Origin of the sequence: Marinobacter sp. UBA2688 (assembly GCF_002352785.1) — a bacterium.
Lineage (GTDB): Bacteria > Pseudomonadota > Gammaproteobacteria > Pseudomonadales > Oleiphilaceae > Marinobacter > Marinobacter salarius.
In genome coordinates this window covers 214,809-231,595 of record NZ_DELU01000024.1, presented here as the reverse complement: position 1 = coordinate 231,595, position 16,787 = coordinate 214,809, and the positions used below count along the sequence as shown (strand labels likewise).

At 59.5% G+C, this 16,787-nt stretch carries 18 protein-coding genes; 11 read left to right on the top strand and 7 right to left on the bottom strand.

Annotation, left to right across the window (positions count from 1 at the left end; all coding sequences use genetic code 11):
• Window positions 1-125 precede the first annotated feature (125 nt).
• Window positions 126-1,145 (top strand): DUF3530 family protein, encoded by a 1,020-nt coding sequence (locus B3M52_RS14205; RefSeq protein WP_075194229.1) that lies wholly within the window; start codon window positions 126-128, stop codon window positions 1,143-1,145.
• 7 nt (window positions 1,146-1,152) lie between these two features.
• On the opposite strand, the gene B3M52_RS14200 is transcribed toward B3M52_RS14205, so the two are convergent.
• The 4 genes from B3M52_RS14200 to B3M52_RS14185 form a co-directional block, all read right to left on the bottom strand.
• Window positions 1,153-1,440, bottom strand: a complete 288-nt coding sequence (locus tag B3M52_RS14200) for a type VI secretion system PAAR protein (RefSeq protein WP_007155253.1) — start codon at window positions 1,438-1,440, stop codon at window positions 1,153-1,155.
• A gap of 138 nt (window positions 1,441-1,578) precedes the next feature.
• On the bottom strand, window positions 1,579-2,334 hold the full coding sequence (locus tag B3M52_RS14195) for a DnaJ domain-containing protein (RefSeq protein ID WP_075194230.1): 756 nt from the start codon (window positions 2,332-2,334) through the stop codon (window positions 1,579-1,581).
• A gap of 3 nt (window positions 2,335-2,337) precedes the next feature.
• Window positions 2,338-3,018, bottom strand: a complete 681-nt coding sequence (gene murU, locus B3M52_RS14190) for an N-acetylmuramate alpha-1-phosphate uridylyltransferase MurU (RefSeq protein ID WP_075194231.1) — start codon at window positions 3,016-3,018, stop codon at window positions 2,338-2,340.
• Window positions 3,015-4,052, bottom strand: coding sequence for an aminoglycoside phosphotransferase family protein (locus B3M52_RS14185; RefSeq protein ID WP_036210976.1), 1,038 nt, complete (start codon window positions 4,050-4,052; stop codon window positions 3,015-3,017). The genes murU and B3M52_RS14185 overlap by 4 nt, the downstream gene beginning before the upstream one ends.
• Before the next feature lie 341 nt (window positions 4,053-4,393).
• Here B3M52_RS14185 and B3M52_RS14180 point away from each other — a divergent pair, with 341 nt between their 5' ends.
• The 9 genes from B3M52_RS14180 (at window position 4,394) to slmA (ending at window position 12,944) form a co-directional block, all read left to right on the top strand.
• Window positions 4,394-6,694 carry an LPS-assembly protein LptD gene (locus tag B3M52_RS14180; protein ID WP_075194470.1) on the top strand — a complete coding sequence of 767 codons (2,301 nt, stop codon included), beginning with the start codon at window positions 4,394-4,396 and terminating at the stop codon, window positions 6,692-6,694.
• A 64-nt stretch (window positions 6,695-6,758) separates the two neighbouring features.
• Complete coding sequence (locus tag B3M52_RS14175) at window positions 6,759-8,081, top strand: peptidylprolyl isomerase (RefSeq protein ID WP_036210979.1); 1,323 nt, start codon at window positions 6,759-6,761, stop codon at window positions 8,079-8,081.
• The gene (gene pdxA / locus B3M52_RS14170; RefSeq protein WP_075194232.1) at window positions 8,078-9,082 is read left to right on the top strand and encodes a 4-hydroxythreonine-4-phosphate dehydrogenase PdxA; all 1,005 of its coding nucleotides are present in this window, start codon (window positions 8,078-8,080) and stop codon (window positions 9,080-9,082) included. The genes B3M52_RS14175 and pdxA overlap by 4 nt, the downstream gene beginning before the upstream one ends.
• The gene (gene rsmA / locus B3M52_RS14165; protein ID WP_036210985.1) at window positions 9,075-9,905 is read left to right on the top strand and encodes a 16S rRNA (adenine(1518)-N(6)/adenine(1519)-N(6))-dimethyltransferase RsmA; all 831 of its coding nucleotides are present in this window, start codon (window positions 9,075-9,077) and stop codon (window positions 9,903-9,905) included. Before pdxA ends, rsmA begins: the two co-directional genes overlap by 8 nt.
• Window positions 9,898-10,698, top strand: a complete 801-nt coding sequence (locus B3M52_RS14160) for a symmetrical bis(5'-nucleosyl)-tetraphosphatase (RefSeq protein ID WP_036210987.1) — start codon at window positions 9,898-9,900, stop codon at window positions 10,696-10,698. The genes rsmA and B3M52_RS14160 overlap by 8 nt, the downstream gene beginning before the upstream one ends.
• A 61-nt stretch (window positions 10,699-10,759) precedes the next feature.
• Window positions 10,760-11,080: a DUF423 domain-containing protein gene (locus B3M52_RS14155; RefSeq protein WP_226910030.1), complete on the top strand. Its 321-nt coding sequence runs from the start codon at window positions 10,760-10,762 to the stop codon at window positions 11,078-11,080.
• Window positions 11,081-11,107: 27 nt separating this feature from the next.
• Window positions 11,108-11,308 (top strand): sulfur carrier protein ThiS, encoded by a 201-nt coding sequence (gene thiS, locus B3M52_RS14150; RefSeq protein WP_075194233.1) that lies wholly within the window; start codon window positions 11,108-11,110, stop codon window positions 11,306-11,308.
• Window positions 11,309-11,363: 55 nt separating this feature from the next.
• The gene (locus B3M52_RS14145; RefSeq protein WP_036210990.1) at window positions 11,364-12,173 is read left to right on the top strand and encodes a thiazole synthase; all 810 of its coding nucleotides are present in this window, start codon (window positions 11,364-11,366) and stop codon (window positions 12,171-12,173) included.
• A 174-nt stretch (window positions 12,174-12,347) separates the two neighbouring features.
• Complete coding sequence (gene slmA, locus B3M52_RS14140) at window positions 12,348-12,944, top strand: nucleoid occlusion factor SlmA (RefSeq protein ID WP_075194234.1); 597 nt, start codon at window positions 12,348-12,350, stop codon at window positions 12,942-12,944.
• Here slmA and B3M52_RS14135 read toward each other — a convergent pair.
• The 3 genes from B3M52_RS14135 to B3M52_RS14125 all read right to left on the bottom strand — a co-directional run bounded on the left by B3M52_RS14135 (window position 12,935) and on the right by B3M52_RS14125 (window position 15,937).
• Complete coding sequence (locus B3M52_RS14135; RefSeq protein ID WP_041336399.1) at window positions 12,935-13,759, bottom strand: inositol monophosphatase family protein; 825 nt, start codon at window positions 13,757-13,759, stop codon at window positions 12,935-12,937. The two genes, slmA and B3M52_RS14135, sit on opposite strands and share 10 nt — an antisense overlap.
• Before the next feature lie 49 nt (window positions 13,760-13,808).
• Window positions 13,809-15,104: a pyridoxal phosphate-dependent aminotransferase gene (locus B3M52_RS14130; protein WP_036210999.1), complete on the bottom strand. Its 1,296-nt coding sequence runs from the start codon at window positions 15,102-15,104 to the stop codon at window positions 13,809-13,811.
• A gap of 92 nt (window positions 15,105-15,196) precedes the next feature.
• On the bottom strand, window positions 15,197-15,937 hold the full coding sequence (locus tag B3M52_RS14125; RefSeq protein WP_075194235.1) for a substrate-binding periplasmic protein: 741 nt from the start codon (window positions 15,935-15,937) through the stop codon (window positions 15,197-15,199).
• A 186-nt stretch (window positions 15,938-16,123) separates the two neighbouring features.
• On the opposite strand from B3M52_RS14125, the gene B3M52_RS14120 reads away from it, so the two are divergent.
• Window positions 16,124-16,786 (top strand): response regulator, encoded by a 663-nt coding sequence (locus B3M52_RS14120; protein WP_083637116.1) that lies wholly within the window; start codon window positions 16,124-16,126, stop codon window positions 16,784-16,786.
• The last annotated feature ends 1 nt before the right edge of the window (window position 16,787 follow it).

Below are 16,787 nucleotides of genomic sequence, written 5' to 3'. Positions count from 1 at the left end.
GCGTACAGCGGTTTTCTCTGTAAAAGCCTGCAAAAGGCTGCAAGAGTCTGCAAAGGCTGCTGGGCCGCAAAGCTGCTAGTCTACCAGTTTGATGGTGATTTTTCGCACGGAATGAGTGACAGCCTGTGAGCAAATGGATTAAAAAACCGGTTGTGCAATGTCGGGTCATCCTGGCCTGCCTTGTTGCTTTCTGGGCCTCGTTAGCGTTGGCGCAGGCACCGAAAGAGGCGCAGAAAGGCGCGCAGAACCCGACCGGGAAGGAAACCGGGAAACCCTCCGGGGCGGCTGTTGAAAGGCCGTTGATATCAACGGGGCTCGATTCGGATGCAATCGCCCGGGCCTGGCCGGACTCGTCTGTATGGCTGGAGCCACCGGAAGAAGAACCGGTGCTGGCCCTGTTTGAGCCGGAAGCCGAGACGCCTGCGAAGGGCGCAGTGCTGATTCTGGCCGATGAGGGGCAATCACCCGCTTCCGGATTGGCCGCTGCCCTGCGACGGCCGATGGCACGTGCCGGTTGGGCGGTGATGGTACTTGGGCTCGAGATGCCGCCATACGAGGTACAGGAAGCGCGTCGACAACGGGGCTTGGAGGCGCCTGAAGAGGCGGGCGCGCCGGACACGGACGCCGCCGATGAAACGGGCGATAAACCTGGCGAGTCGGTGATGATCGATGTGATGGCCAGTGACGATGTTGAGGCATTGGCAAACCAATACCAGGCACGCATTCAGAAGACCCTGGCCGCGGCGGCTGGCAACCTGGTTGGTCGTGGTTACAGCCGGGTGGTCATGGTGGGTGTCGGCCGGGCGGCTGGTCACGTCACCCGCGCGGCCACTGCCAGCGGGGGGCAGGATGTGTCGGCGCTGGTCTGGATTGCGCCAGCGTTTAGTCAGAGCGATTCGAAAGCCCTGACGGAGTCGCTTGGTGAGTCTGGTGCGCCCAAAGTCCTGGAGCTCCACAGTGCCCGCAGTTCATTGGGCGCTGGAGGTATGGCTCAAAGGTCACCAAAGCAACGGGAGGCCGCATTCAGGCGGGCGGGGATTGCAGGCTACTCCCGACAACCTGTCGCAATGACTGAACAGCCACAACCCAGAGAGGCGCAAGCGCTTACCAACCGCATTTCAGCCTGGCTTGACTCCGAACGCTAGAAAACCATCAGCCACCCACGGCGGTGGATGAGCCGATGACAACGCCACCACAGCTGACGGCATCGCCGGTCAGGGCGGCAGGTTTGCCTTCTATCATCACCGTCGGGCTGCCAGCTGCGATGGCGCGGGGATGTGGTGGATGCTTGGGCTTGGAGTGCATGGCAAGCTGGTCGCCCAGCCTCGCAACGGGCTTGCCGTCGATCAGTACAGTAGCGCTGCCGGTAATGACAGGGGTCGGGGGAAAGCCTTGGTGATCGGTTCCGATGTCGCCGAGCAGGACGAGTTTTTTACCCATGGGAATGCTCCTTTTCAGTGGGTCTGCAGGCCGCTGGTCCGTGGGCCTTTCTTTTGCACTTTTGTGCTTTTGCACTTCTGTGGTGTGGTTCTGATCTCGGAGTTTAGCAAGCTTGGCGCTGAACTCAAAACGCCGGATTCAAACCGACAGGCGCTGGCTGATCAGTTCCCAGGCTTGCTGGTAGCGTAAAAGGCGGTCCTTTGCCCTGGTCAGTTCCGCCGGGCTCAGCTTCTGTTGTGCCAGTTTGTCCGGGTGGCATTCCGACACTTTTTTTCGGTAGGCCCGTTTGATCACCTCGCGGGTGTCACGGCGGGTAACGCCGAGAACCTGGCAGGCCTGCTCGAAGGTGGAGGGGCGGGGCTGGCTCTCCGGTTCGGTGATCCAGACCTTGCTGGCGTAACTGTCGAGAATGTCATCGCTGACCCTGATCGGCAGCCCCATCTGGTCAATGGCGTCCTCGCAACGATAGCGGCGGGGCTTCTCCGGGCGTCCCTGCAACTGCGCTGCGTGGCAAAGGCAGATGGCAACACGCAATGAGGGAGAGGGCCAGATTCTGTGGGTCAGGCGCAGGCCCAGCGCTTTCAGGGCAGGGATGCGCTCTGCAGTCTTACCCTTGCGGAAATGGCCAATGGCCTTGCGCCGCTGGCGGCCGGAGAGCTTCAGTGCTTTCATCAGGGTTTCGGCGAAACCGATGTCTTTCTCCGTTACCCGCCCTTCCGATTTGGCGATGTAGCCCAGAAAAAAGAACAGGCTCCGGCGACACCAGCGCGGCAGTCGGGTTCTGACCAGCAATTCGGTGGCCTGGTGGCCGCAGGCGGTCAACTCTCCAAGGAGCTCACTGAACTCTGCTTCCATTCGTGCGGGCAGGTTATTGTCTCTGGTCTCAGAGGTCATGGCTCAGCCCCCGCCTTCCATAAGCATCCGGTCCAGCTCCCGTAGCCGTTCCGGGGTACCGATATCCATCCAGTGTCCGCTGTGGCGAATGCCTTGCACCCGCCCCCGGGTCATAGCATCCCGCAGGATGGGCGCCAGTTTTCGGGCACCCGGTGTCAGCCCCGAAAACAGGCGACGGTTTAGCAGGCTGATGCCGGTAAACGTCAGTGTTTCAGGGCCGCTCTCAATCACCGTGCCATCCGCCCGCAGGCAGAAGTCGCCCGCCGGGTTGTGGTCAGGGTTGCCTGTCATGACCAGTAATGCGTCGGCATGTTCGGGTGGCGTCAAATGGGACAGATCAAAATCACACCAGATGTCGCCGTTGATCACAACGAACCAATCGTCGTCGCTGCTGGTCAACAGGGGCAGTGCCTGAATAATCCCGCCAGCAGTCTCCAGGGGATCGTTTTCCCGCGAGTATTCAATGACCAGCCCGCCGTTACTGCCATTACCCAGCTCCGCCTCGATCTGCGAGCCCAGCCAGGCGTGATTGATCACGATCTCCCGGAAACCAGCGGCTTTCAGCCGTTCCAGATGGTGCACGATCAGCGGCTTGCCGCCGGCAGGCAGGAGCGGCTTCGGGGTGGTCAGGGTCAGCGGCCGCATGCGCTCGCCTTTGCCGGCTGCGAGAATCATCGCTTTCACTGGCCGAATGTCTCCACTGGGCCGATCTGCTGCTCAATGGGCGGTACCACGGTGTCTGTGAGCCATTCGTGGAAGTGGCGCAGGGCGGCCTGACGGCTGCTGGCCTCCACCAAATAGCCCACGGTGCGGGGAACATCCTTCAGGAAACCGGTCTTGCCGTCACGTATGGCCAGCCGGGCAAAGATGCCCGCGGCTTTCAGATGGCGCTGCATGCCCATGAGCTCCAGCCACTGGCGGAAGGTGTCCCTGTCAGCCTTGTGGAGGCCGGCCTCGGCACTGAGCACGCGGAAATGGTCTGTCCACTGGTCGATGCGTTCTTCCGGCCAGCGGATATAGCAATCTTTCAGCAGCGATACCAGGTCGTAAGTGACCGGGCCGCGCACGGCGTCCTGAAAGTCGATCACGCCGGGCCTCGTGGTGCCTGCGCGGACCAGCAGATTGCGGGAATGGTAGTCGCGGTGCACCGCCACATTCGGCTGGGCCAGGGCGCTCTCCCGCAGGAAGGCGAAAGTGGTGTCCAGTAGCGCGCGTTCTCCGTTTGAGAGCGTCAGTCCCAATTGTTGTGTCAGCAACCAGTCCGGAAACAGAGCCATTTCCCGGTCCAGCAAGGCGATGTCGTAAGCCGGAAGTGGGTAGTCGGGAGCATCGTCGGCCTGCTGTATGCGGACCAGCTCGTCCATTGCAGCGCCATAAAGCTGGTCGGCGTTGGTGTGGTTTAAGGCGCCGAGCATCAGGGCGTCACCGAAGTCTTCCAGCAGCAGGAAGCCTCGGGTCAGGTCTTCGTGGACGATGTCCGGCACAGCGATATCAAGGCTGCGCCAGTGATGGGCGATCGCCACGAAGGGGTGGCAGTCCTCATGCTCGGGCGGCGCATCCATCACAATATACGGCTGGGCCCCGGTGCCATGTGGGTTGCCGCTGACGCGGAAGTAGCGGCGGAAACTCGCGTCGCCGGATACTGGCTCGGGTGTCGCCTGGTCAAAACCGGGAAGGTCTCTGACCCACTGGGTGAGCATTGTCAGGCGGGTATCCATGGAATTGGCTGTTATCCTGGCTCAGAAGTTATCGGTGACCTGGCCGCAACGAACCTGCGGGCTCATGGCCGAAAGTTAGCAGATCAGTATAGAGGCGGTAAAACGGTTTTGCAGCAATGGTCGGTTTCCGTTAACAAAGGCCGGTTTCCGTTAACAAGGCAAAGGGCGCCGTGTAAACTAGGCCGCTGTTAAGTGTCTCCGACAGCCGCGAATCCATTCTGGACAGGAACCCGCTCACCGTGCCAGCCCCAACAAGGAAGCTGCGAATGCCAACGCCCCGCATGCGGCACCGTCTCGGGTTGCTGTTCGCGTCCGCTACGGGTTGCACAATGTTGGCACCAATGCCGGTGGTTTATGCCCAGGAAGCCGCCCCTTCGGCTGCCGAGATTGACTGGCGGCCGAAGTCTGACTTGCCGGAGGATGTCCGTCGTTCCCTGCCGGACTTCTGCGAGGGCGGCTATTTGCCTTCCGCAGTGCCGGGGACGGTTAAAGGCGGCGCTGGAGAGCCAGCAGCGAAACATGGCCAGGCGCCCCTACAGGCCAGTGGGCTCAATGCGCGGTATGAACTCGACAACGAACTGTTTCTGCGGGGAGACGTTCGTCTGCAGCAGCCGGGATTCCAGGTGACGGGCTCCGAGGCCCGCTACAACCAGGCAACCGGTGCGGTGGCCATAGAGGGGCCGCTGACCAGCCGCGGTGACGGCTTCCTGCTGACCGGAGAACGTGCGGACTACGACGTCAACAGCGGCCGGGTGGACATCAATACCGCGACCTTTCTCCTGCATGGCCCGGAAATGCGGGGTTCGGCCACTCAGCTTTCCCGCACGGCGGAAGACCAGGTACGAATTCGTGGCGGCTCTCTGACCACCTGCGCCCCGGACAACAACGATTGGTCCATCGTGGCGTCCGACATCCACCTGGACCAGGGCGAAGGTGTGGGCACCGCAAAGCACGTACGCCTTGAGATCAGTGATATCCCGGTGTTCTACTGGCCCTATGCCAGTTTCCCCATTGACGATCGCCGCAAGACAGGCTTTCTCTATCCGTCTTTTGGTACCTCCAACGCGGGTAGCGGCGCTTTCCTGTCGGTTCCCTACTACCTCAACCTGGCGCCACACTACGACGCGACGCTGACGCCCCAGTACATACATGGGCGTGGATTGTTTACCGAGGCGGAGGGGCGTTACCTCAGCAGTCTTGGGGAATCGGTGCTTCAGCTAGGCTACGCGGGCAACGACACCGAGTACGAGGAGGAGTTTCCCTCGCAAGGGGGTGAACGCTGGGGGCTTGATTTCAGTACCCAGGCGAGATTCGGATACGGCTGGACCGGCTACGGGGATTATTCCGTGGTTAGCGACGACGACTACCTCAGTGATCTCAACCGCAACCTGGAGATCAATCGCGCAACCCATCTGCGTCGCCGGGGTGGTATCCGCTATCGGGATTCCTCCCAGTATTTCGAAACCTATCTCAACGGCTACCAGACCCTCAGCGATTTCATTGCCGACGAGAACATTCCCTACTCGCAGTTACCAGAAGTATTGTACGGCGCCACCGTGGATGCGGGGCCGGCGGAACTGAATCTGGAAAGCCAGTACACGTATTTCTACCGCGATAATGATGACCTGACGGGGCTCGACCGGGCCAACGGCCAGCGCTTTCGCGCCATACCCGAGCTGGCATTGCCCATGCGGGCGCTCTGGGGCTATGCCAGACCTTCCGTCAGTGTCGATTACACACGCTATGAGCTGGAGGACTACACCACACGGGACCCTGGCTTTGATCGTACCGTTCCGGTCGCGGAGTGGGATTCCGGCCTGTATTTTGATCGCCAGTCCAGCCTGTTCGATATTCCCTATAACCAGAGCCTGGAGCCCCGGCTTTACTACGCCTGGGCTGATGCCGATGCTGACCAATCGTTCATTCCGGATTTCGACACCGCCATTCGCTCGTTCAGCTTCGACCAGTTGTTCCAACGCAATCGTTTCAGCGGCGGTGATCGGGTAGGTGATAGCAATCAATTGACCGTGGCACTAACCAGCCGCTTCAATGATCTGCTCACTGGCGCTGAACGTGCCCGCTTCAGCATTGGCCAGGTTCACTATTACGATGACCGGGAAGTGACGCTCGATGGGGAGGGGGCCTCTGACGCCAGTGACTCCCCGCTGGCCGGTGAAATGGTTTTGCGACCGGTGGACGGCCTGGAAATTCGAACCTCCGGCCTGTGGGAGCCAGACACCAGTAAGACGCAGGAAGGTCGCAGTCAGCTGATTTTCCACTCCGATGATTACCGTTATCTGGCCAGCCTGGGGCACAGTTACCGGCGAGACGAATTCGAGCAGTCGGATATCGGGGGCGTTTTTCCTGTCACAGACCGTGTTAGTCTGATCGGCCGCTGGGTCTACGATTCCGAGCTTGATCGTACGGTCGGTTCACTGGCCGGGCTGGAATACAATAACTGTTGCTGGAGTGTGCAGCTGGTGCACCAGAATTACCTGACGGACGATGAACAGCTTGAGAGTCGCATGCTGTTTCAGATCCAGCTCAAGGGACTGGGCGGGAGCGGCGGATCGTCCAGCCAGATTTCCGAAGCCATCTATGGCTTTGACGAAAGGGAACGTCGCCGTTTCGGTGATCGCTGATGCCTGACAGTCAGGCTCGGGATGCCGGGGTGACAGGCAGTATTCTTCCATACTAGAGGTGACTATGAAGGCGAACCTTCGCCATTGCGCACAAATGATGCTGGCACTGATGGTTGTGATGGTATCCGCAACCGTACAGGCGGACCGTAAACTGCTTGATCAGGTGGTGGCAGTCGTCAACGACGACGTTATTCTTCAGTCCGAGCTCGAGGCACGGATCAACACCATCACCGGGCGGCTGCGCGCTCAGGGCACCGGATTGCCCCCAAGGGATATTCTGGAAGAACGGGTTCTGGAGCAGTTGATCAGCGAGTCCATCCAGTTACAGATGGCGGACAGGGCCGGAATGCGCATCAGCGACAACGAGCTCAATGAAACCCTGGCATCCATCGCCCAGCGCAACAATATGACGCTGGCCCAGTTCGAGCAACAACTGGTCCAGGAAGGCGTCACCTATCGCGAGGCCCGTGAGCAGATTCGCAACGAGATGATTACCAGCCGGGTACAGCAGCGCCAGGTTGGCAATCGCGTGCGGGTTACGGATCGGGAAGTTGAGAACTACCTTGCGGCAATGGAGGGTCAGGGCCGTAGCAATGCAGAGTATGAGCTTGCCCATATTCTCATTGAGGTGAACGATTTCAATGACGAGGACGAGGTCAGCGCTGCCCGCGAAAAGGTGGAGCAACTGCGTGAAGAAATTGCCGAGGGGCGGGACTTCCGCTCTGTTGCCGTTGCTGAATCCGATGCCAGCAATGCCCTCGACGGTGGCAACATGGGATGGCGTGCCGAGAACCAACTGCCGTCACTGGTGGCCGATGTGGTCCCGGATCTTGAAACCGGAACCGTCTCCCCGGTACTCAGGAACAGCAGTGGCTTCCACCTGGTGATGGTGATGGATCGCCGCGGCGGTGATAAAGCACAGTTCATCGAGCAGTCGAAAGTCCGTCACATCCTGGTACGCACCTCGGAAACCGTGTCGGAAGCCCAGGCGGAAGCAACCATTCGCGATCTCTATCAGCAAATCGATAATGGCGCCGATTTCGCCGTCATCGCCCGGGAGCACTCTGATGACCCGGTTTCCGGCTCTGACGGTGGTAACCTCGGATGGGTCAGCCCCGGACAGATGGTGCCGGAGTTCGAGCAGGCGATGATGGAAGCGGATGTGGGCGAGCTCAAGGGTCCGTTCCGCTCCCAGTTTGGCTGGCACATTCTGCAGGTGCAGGACCGTCGTCAGCAGGACATCAGCAGTGATGTACGGGAATCCGAGGCGCGGCAGGCCATCTACCGCCGCAAGTTTGATACCGAACTGCAGAACTGGCTGCGGGAGATCCGCGACGAGGCGTTTATTGAGTTCAAGAGCGGCTACGGAGCTGACAGCGAATCATGACACAGCCGGTCATCCTCGCACTGACAGCGGGCGAACCTGCGGGCATTGGCCCGGAGCTTTGCTTGCAACTGGCCCTGAAAAAACGCGGGCCCGGCATTGTGGTGGTGGCCAGCAAACCTCTGCTGGAGGCGAGGGCCCGACTGCTTGGGTTGAATGTAGAGCTGGAAGACTGGGCGCCGGGAGCACCAGCCACTGCTGAACCGGGCCGGCTCTCCGTGCTTTCCGTTGATGGATTGGCGTCCACTACGGCCGGCCAGCTGGATCCGGCGAATAGCGCCTATGTTCTGGAAACCCTGCGAGTAGCCGCCCAGGGCTGCCTTGATGGTACGTTCGATGGGATGGTGACGGCACCGGTTCACAAGGGCGTTATCAACAACGCCGGCATCGCCTTTAGTGGCCACACGGAGTTCCTGCAGGAGCTCTGTGGTGTTGAGCGTGTGGTGATGATGCTGGCCACGGACGAGTTAAGAGTGGCACTGGTGACCACCCATTTGCCCCTGAAGGACGTCTCTGCGGCGATTACGGCCGAGCGCCTGGCCCAGGTCACCCGTATTCTGGACAATGACCTGCGCAAGTTCTTCGGCCTTCAGCATCCCAGAATCCTGGTTGCAGGGCTTAACCCCCACGCTGGTGAAGGCGGACATCTGGGGCGGGAAGAAATCGACGTCATCGAGCCGACCCTGGACAAGCTGCGCCGGGAAGGCATCGACCTGACTGGCCCATTGCCGGCGGACACCCTGTTTACCCCTCATTGGCTCGATAACGCCGACGCGGTACTGGCCATGTACCATGACCAGGGCTTGCCGGTTCTCAAATTCCAGGGCTTCGGCCGGGCGGTCAATATCACCCTGGGCCTGCCCATTGTGCGGACCTCCGTCGACCACGGCACCGCCCTTGATCTGGCCGGCACGGGCAGGGCAGATGCCGGCAGCCTGGAAACGGCAATCCGGGTGGGTGAACGAATGGCAACTTCAGCGAAAGAGATCCTATCGAGTGAGTAGCAAACACGGCCATCAGGCCCGGAAACGCTTCGGTCAGAACTTTCTTCACGACCCCGGCGTGATTGAACGCATTATTCGCGCTATCCATCCCAAGCCGGACGATGCCCTTGTGGAAATCGGGCCTGGCCTGGGCGCTCTCACCGAGGAAATGCTTGCCGTTAACTCGAACCTCCAGGTGGTGGAGTTGGATCGGGACCTGATTCCGGTGCTCAGGACCAAATTCTTCAATTACCCCAACTTCCGCATTCATGAAGCGGATGCGTTGAAGTTTGATTTCGGCGAACTGGTTGCCGACAAGCCCCTGAGGATCATCGGCAACCTGCCGTACAATATTTCCACGCCATTGATTTTCCACTTGCTGGGGCATTCCGGCGTGGTGCAGGACATGCATTTCATGCTGCAGAAGGAAGTGGTTCAACGAATGGCGGCGGTGCCCGGAGACAACAACTACGGCCGGTTGGGGATCATGACCCAGTATTTCTGCCGGGTGCAGCCGTTGTTTGAAGTCGGCCCAGGCGCTTTCCGGCCAGCGCCGAAAGTGGATTCCGCCATCGTTCGGCTGGTGCCCCATAAGACGCTGCCGCATCCGGCAAAGGATTATAAGCTGCTGCAGGCGGTGGTGCGCACCGCCTTCAGTGCCCGGCGAAAAACCCTCCGAAAGGCGCTGGCCGGCATGGTTTCCGTGGATCAACTCAACAGCGTTGGCATCAACGATGGCCTGCGCCCGGAAAACCTTGGCCTGGCAGAGTATGTTGCGATTGCCGATTTGTTGGCCGACAGTAAACCTGAAAATTTCGGTGCTGATGAGGTAAGTCATGACTGATTACGCCATTGGCGATATCCAGGGCTGCTATGAACGTCTCCTGGATGTGCTCGCCAAGGTGGATTTCTCACCGTCGCGGGATCGGCTCTGGGTGGCCGGCGACCTGATCAACCGCGGCCCGTCTTCGCTGGAAACCCTGCGCTACGTTGAAAGCCTGGGTAGCTCTGCAGTGGTGGTGCTGGGCAATCACGACCTGCACCTGCTGGCGGTGGCCATGGGTGGCCATGCTCTGAGGAACAAGGACACGCTCGCCGATATACTCGAAGCGCCGGATCACCAACGGCTTTTCGATTGGCTCCGGCAGCAGAATCTCTGTGTTCATGATGAAGACCGCAATCTGGTGATGGTCCATGCCGGGCTGCCACACATCTGGTCTGTGGAAGAAGCGGTCGGCTACAGCCGGGAAGTGGAAGCGGTGATTCGCGGGCCCGAGGCCGAAAGCTACTTTGCAGATATGTACGGGAACTGGCCTGAACGCTGGCACCCGGACCTCAGTGGTATGGATCGGTGGCGGGTCATTACCAACTATTTCACCCGTATGCGGTTTATTGCCGAGGATGGCACCCTGGAACTCGCCGCCAAAGAGTCGGCCGCGTCGGCGCCGGATGGCTATGCACCCTGGTTTCGCTTCCCTCGCCAGGATGATGTGCGTGTGGTGTTCGGACATTGGGCAGCACTGGAAGGCCAGACTGAAAGCACCCGTTATTTCGGGCTGGATACCGGTTGTGTCTGGGGTGGAAAGCTTACCCTGATGAATCTTGATACCGGGGAAAAGATCCATTGTGACTGCTAGACAGATAGAACCCCTGCGCCCGGCACTGGTGTTGGGCGCGCTGTTTGCCCTGTTAGCGGTGATGGCAGGAGCCTTTGGTGCACACGGGTTGCGTGGTGTAATTGACGAGCGGGGGCTTGAAGTTTTCCAGACTGCCGTCACATATCAGATATACCACTCATTGGCGTTAATTCTTGTCGCGATACTCCCGGTTGCGGGTCTGTCGCGGCGTTTGCTCGGCGTTGCGGCCGGCTTTTTTGTTGCTGGAATCCTGTTGTTCAGTGGCAGCCTGTACCTCCTGGTGCTAACGGACCTTCGCTGGATGGGGCCGGTTACGCCGGTTGGAGGAATCGGCTTTATGGTGGGCTGGATATTGGTTCTGATGGCGGGATTCAGGCGTTAGAGACAGATGTTTAAGGCAGGTAACGTTATGCAGGTACAGGTCAACGGTGACGCCATGGAGCTTCCCGAAGAAGTCACTGTCGCGGTATTGATAGAGCGGATGGCATTGGTTGGCAAGCGATTCGCTGTGGAAGTCAACGAAGATATTGTTCCCCGCAGCCAGCACGCCACCTTCAGCCTCAGCGATGGCGACAGGGTAGAGGTGGTTCACGCTATTGGCGGCGGTTAATAACCGCCTTGCCATTCCTTTTCCACGATTCTTTTAATGAGTTCAGGTGTAAAGCATGAGTGACAGTTCTGAAAGACCGCTTCCCGAAGACAAGCCGCTTGAAATCGCCGGTCGGGTATACCAGTCCCGGTTGCTGGTAGGCACAGGTAAGTATCGGGACATGGCTGAAACCGGCCATGCGATTGAAGCCAGCGGTGCGGAGATTGTCACCTTTGCCGTGCGCCGTACCAATCTGGGCCAGAACCCGGATGAACCGAGTTTGTTGGACGTGGTATCCCCTGAGCGCTACACCATGCTGCCTAACACCGCTGGCTGTTACACCGCAAAAGATGCCGTGCGTACCTGCAAGCTCGCACGGGAGCTGCTGGATGGCCATGACCTGGTCAAGCTGGAAGTGCTGGGTGAGGAAAAAACCCTGTACCCGAACATGACCGAAACCCTGGTGGCCGCAGAGGAACTGATCCGCGATGGCTTCAAGGTGATGGTGTATTGCTCGGACGACCCGTTGCTGGCCAAGCGTCTTGAGGAAATGGGCTGTATCGCCATCATGCCGCTGGGCGCACCAATTGGTTCCGGCCTGGGTATCCAGAACCGCTACAACATCCGCCTGATCGTCGAGAACGCCAATGTACCGGTGTTGGTGGATGCCGGTGTAGGTACTGCTTCTGATGCAACCCTGGCAATGGAGTTGGGTTGCGATGGCGTGCTGATGAACACCGCCATCGCCCAGGCCCAGGACCCGATCCGCATGGCCAAGGCAATGCGCCTGGCTATTGAATCTGGCCGCGATGCCTATCTGGCGGGGCGTATGCCGAAGAAGCTTTATGCCAGCGCATCGTCGCCCCTTGATGGTACTTTCTTCTGATCAGGTCCAGAATTTCAACTGATGGTGCCAGTACAGGCGGGCGCATCCATTCGGGACACGCCGTGAATACGTCCCTGTAGGCTCGTAAAAAACATCCCTGTTTTTTACGGTCCCGAATGGATGCGCCCGCCTGCACCCAAATTCCGTAGATAAACAGAGCGCTGTAGTCCTGTTATGACAGAACAAAAAATCAGTCGCCGTGAAGCGATTCTTCATGCCCTCGTGGAGCTTCTGGAGAAAGATCCGGGAGCACGAATTACCACTGCTGGCCTGGCCAAGTCGGTGGGTGTCACCGAGGCGGCCTTGTATCGCCATTTCCCCAGTAAACGGAAAATGTTCGAGGCGCTGATCGAGTTTGCCGAGGAGGCGGTGTTTTCCCGTTGCCAGGTCATCCTGCAGGAACAGGAGGATGTTCGGGTTCGGCTACAGCAACTCGTGCATCTGGTGCTGGTGTTTGCCGAGCGCAATCCGGGGCTTTGCACGGTGCTGACCGGTGATGCCCTGATGGGGGAGAACGAAGCCCTGCGCAAGCGAGCGTCGCAGTTCTTCGAGCGCCTGGAAACCCAGGTACGCCAGGCACTCAAAGAAGGCGAGATTCGCCAGGGTTTGCGCCCGAGAACCAGTTCAGCTCGAGGCGCGGACTTTGTACTGGTGTTTATGGAGGGCCGGGTTCAGCGCTATGTCCGTTCCTCCTTTTCCCGATTACCCTCCAACGACTTTGAAGAGGCCTGGGGCCTGGTTTCAGAAGCGGTCTGGGGCGTTCAATCGTAGCCCGACGCCTTGCGCAGGATGTCACGAACCGACTCCCAGACCGCCGGGGCTGATATCAGGATATCCCGCCCCCACAGGTCCGCCGGATAACCCTCCGGCACCTCACTGAAATGTCCCGCCGTCGCACCCGCCTCCAGCGCAATCAACCGTGCAGCGGCAAAGTCCCATGGGCTGACGTTCTCGTAGTAGATGTCCAACCGCCCGCAGGCCACCCAGCAGATGTCCAGCGCCGCAGAACCGATACGGCGCAGATCCCGGCATTGATGAATCATCGCTTCCAACCGACTTATCAGGGGTTCAAGGCTGTCCTTGGTGTAGGGGAAGCCGGTCGCGAACAATGATTCCCTTGGCCGTGTCGCCCCACTGTGTTTGATGGGGTTGCCATTCAGGGTGGCACCGATGCCCCGCTTGGCACGGAAGGTTTCACCAGAAAACGGAGCGTGTACCACGCCTGCCTGCACCCGCCCCTTTTCCGCATAGGCGATGGAGACTGCCACCTGGGGGTGGCCGTAGGCGTAATTCACAGTGCCGTCGATGGGGTCGATGATCCACAGCGGAGTGTCCAGGTGTTCGGCCTGGCTCAAGTCCGGCATGGTTTCTTCGGAGAGGATGCGATGGTCGGGGAAGCGCTCGCGAATGGCGCCGGTGATCATCTCGTCGGCCATTACGTCGGCGTGGGTGACCAGCTCCGACTGCTGTTTGTAATCGGTACGAAGGGTGTTCTGTTCTCGTTCGTGCTTGATCAACTCACCGGCCTTCAGGGCCAGCTCTTCGGCGAATTCCGCAATGGCGGTAATGGCTTCCGGGTTAGACATGATGGCGCCCTCCGATCTGAAATGAGGGCGCCAGTCTATCATGACCCTGTTACAGGCCGGTGAGCCACTGCTCCATCTTGTCCATGGCTGTCACCAGTCGCGGACAGGCCTGTTTGACGAAATCGTCACTCAGTTCCTGTTCACCGTACTCTTTTCCGGCCAGCGCCAGAGCCTCAGCACCGTCAAAGTCCACAAACGCGAGACGTGCGGCAAGGTGGTCCGGGACAAAGCCGAAATCACTGGCCGGCAGGATGGCCACACCGGTATTTTCCAGTAGCGACTGACACAGAGCCTGACTGGTTTTGATGTCGCGACGGGCCAGTGCTTCGCGGAAGTTGGAAAAGTCCGGGAACAGGTAGAACGCACCCTCGGGCTTTTGCACCACGGCCCCCATATCCGTCAGGCGGCGATGGAGGTATTCGCCTACTACCTTGAGCACCCGGCGTGACTGCTTCAGGTACTCATCCAGGTCTTCGCCACCATTAAACGCAGCAATGGCCGCATGTTGGATCGGAGCGCTGGTTGCGGTGTAGGTTTCGCTGGCGATGATCGCCATGGCGTCCTGCAAAGGGCGCAGCTCGGGCGGAAAAATAAACGTGCCGAGGCGCCAGCCACCCGCGCCAGCCCACTTGCTCAGGCCAGTGCTGATAATGGTGCCTTCCGGGTAATAGCGGGCGATGGACTTGTGCCGTCCCTCAAAGTGCACTTCGCCGTATATTTCGTCCGACAGCAGGATCAGTTTGTACTTGCGAGCGACGTTGGCGATAGCCAGCAACTGGTCGTCTGTGTAGGTACAGCCCGTTGGGTTGGACGGATAGTTCATGATCAGGATACGTGGTCGTGACGGGTCGTCGCGGCAGATGATGTCCAACTCTTCCGCGGTCAGCTGCCAGTTGTTTTCCGCGTGTGTTGGCAACCAGTGTACTGAGCGGCCGATAATGCGTGCCTGCGGCGCGTAGGATACCCAGCTTGGGCGCGGGATCAGCAAGTCGCCATAGTAGGCGAGCTGCAGCATGAACAGCAGCTCCTTGGAGCCGGGGCCAATCAGTACGTCTTCCCAGGTGCAGCGCATGCGCTCACTGCGGTTGATGTAGCCCGAAATCGATTCCCGCAGGGCCTTAAGGCCCTTCACCGGAAGGTAGTCCTTTTCATGGGCATGCTCGCGCAGGGCATCGACCACACGGTCGGGCACCGGAAATGGCGACTGGCCGAGCCCCAGCTTGATAATGTCCCGGCCTTCGGCGCGAAGCTGATTACTGAGTTCGTTGATTCGGAGGGTGGCGGAGGGCTGGATGCCTCTGACGTTCAGGTTGATGGCGTAGCGGTGATCAGTCTGGATGTCCATGGTCCCGGTCTGTTGGTTGAGGGGTACAGCCCGCAGTATAGGAAACCTTTATGCGCCTGTGTGGTTTCGCAGATAGGTGATTGCCGCAGACGCTAGTCGGAATTGCGGGTTTTCAGCTCGGCCAGCACCTTGTTGAATTCGTCGCGGAGCGCCTCCCCCTTCGGATGCTGGCGGGAGAATGCCGCCCGAAACCCCCGCACTTCGCCAACGGTTTGTGGCATTGCGGATACATTTGCCAGCTCCGGACGGTCGGCGATGTGTTTGTCGATCAGATACCGGCAGACGGTTTCCTCGCAGATGAACAGGTCGATACGGCCAAAGGCAATCATTTTCAGCCCCGTGAGTTCCGGGGATTCCTGGCTGATCTGAACAACCCGGGCGTTGCCGGCGACCAGCCATTCCATGAACTCGGGGGCATAACTGTAGGACGCGGATAGCCCAATCCTCAGGCCGGCGAGATCATCCAGCTCCTGCCACTGAAGGCCCCGGTCGGAAAGGCTGAAAAATACATCCCGGGCCTCGCTGATGGGGTTGGTGAAGTAGTAGTGGCGGGCGCGGCTTGGCGAGTATGTCAGGGAGTAGATCAGGTCGGCGGTTCCAGCACGAGCGCTCGCTTCCGCCCGGGCCCAGGGTACAAGCCGGAAAACGGGGTCATAGCCCATCCTCGTCAGGACCTGGCGAAGGGTTTCCGTGTGGGTACCCTTCACCTCACCGTTATCCAGGTATTGGTAAGGCGGATAGATCGACGTGACAACCGTCATTGTGGGGCGGTCGGCATGGGCAATAACGGGAATGAGCACAGCGAGTAGAAGTGCCAGAAAACGTCCAGACATCAGTGCCTTGATCCAAGCAGATGAGAAAGTGTCGTGGCGCCAGTATAGCGATTACACCCTGCACCTGCACAGGTGGTGGAAGGGGCATGCATCAAAACTGTTAAACAGCGAACGGTCGATTCCGGTTTTCATCCGTATAGTATTCCGCACCGCAGTAACAATAACAGCCATTTTGCGGAGAAACCCATGGACACCAGAACGGCTGAAAACGCCGACTGTGCGCTACTGTCATCCGGAGACTGCCTTCCCCTGGCCCGCGTGCTGATCGTGGATGATCATCCATTTTTCCTGTTTGGAATTACGGCGATTCTTGAGCAGGAGCAGCTCGCCCGGGAGGTTGCAACGGTAGCCTCGGTCGCGGACGCGGTGGACGATCTCCGTTCGCGGCCGGAAACCTCTCTTGTCCTGCTGGACCTGACATTGCAAGGGGAGGCGGGCCTGTCGTTGTTTTCCGAGCTTGAACAGATCGGGCTGCCGATTGCCGTGGTGGTCATCTCCAGCCGCGAGGACGAGGCCTCAGTACGAGCGGCACGCTCTGCGGGCGCCGTGGGGTTTCTGCCCAAGTCTGCTGGCCGCCGCTCGCTGCTTCGAATGGTCCAGCGGGTCAGCATCGGCCAGTTGTTCTATCCGTCGTTGCCGTTTCCTTCCCTGAGCCCGGAGCACCTGACCCCGCGCCAACTGGAGGTTCTTACACTCTTGGCGGATGGGCTTCCCAACAAGCGGATTTGCCAGGCCCTCGACCTCACCGAGCACACGGTGAAGACTCACCTGAAAGCGATTTTCACCCATTTAGGTGTTCACAACCGGACCGAATGTGTCGCCGAGGCAAGAGCGCTGGGACTGCTCTGAC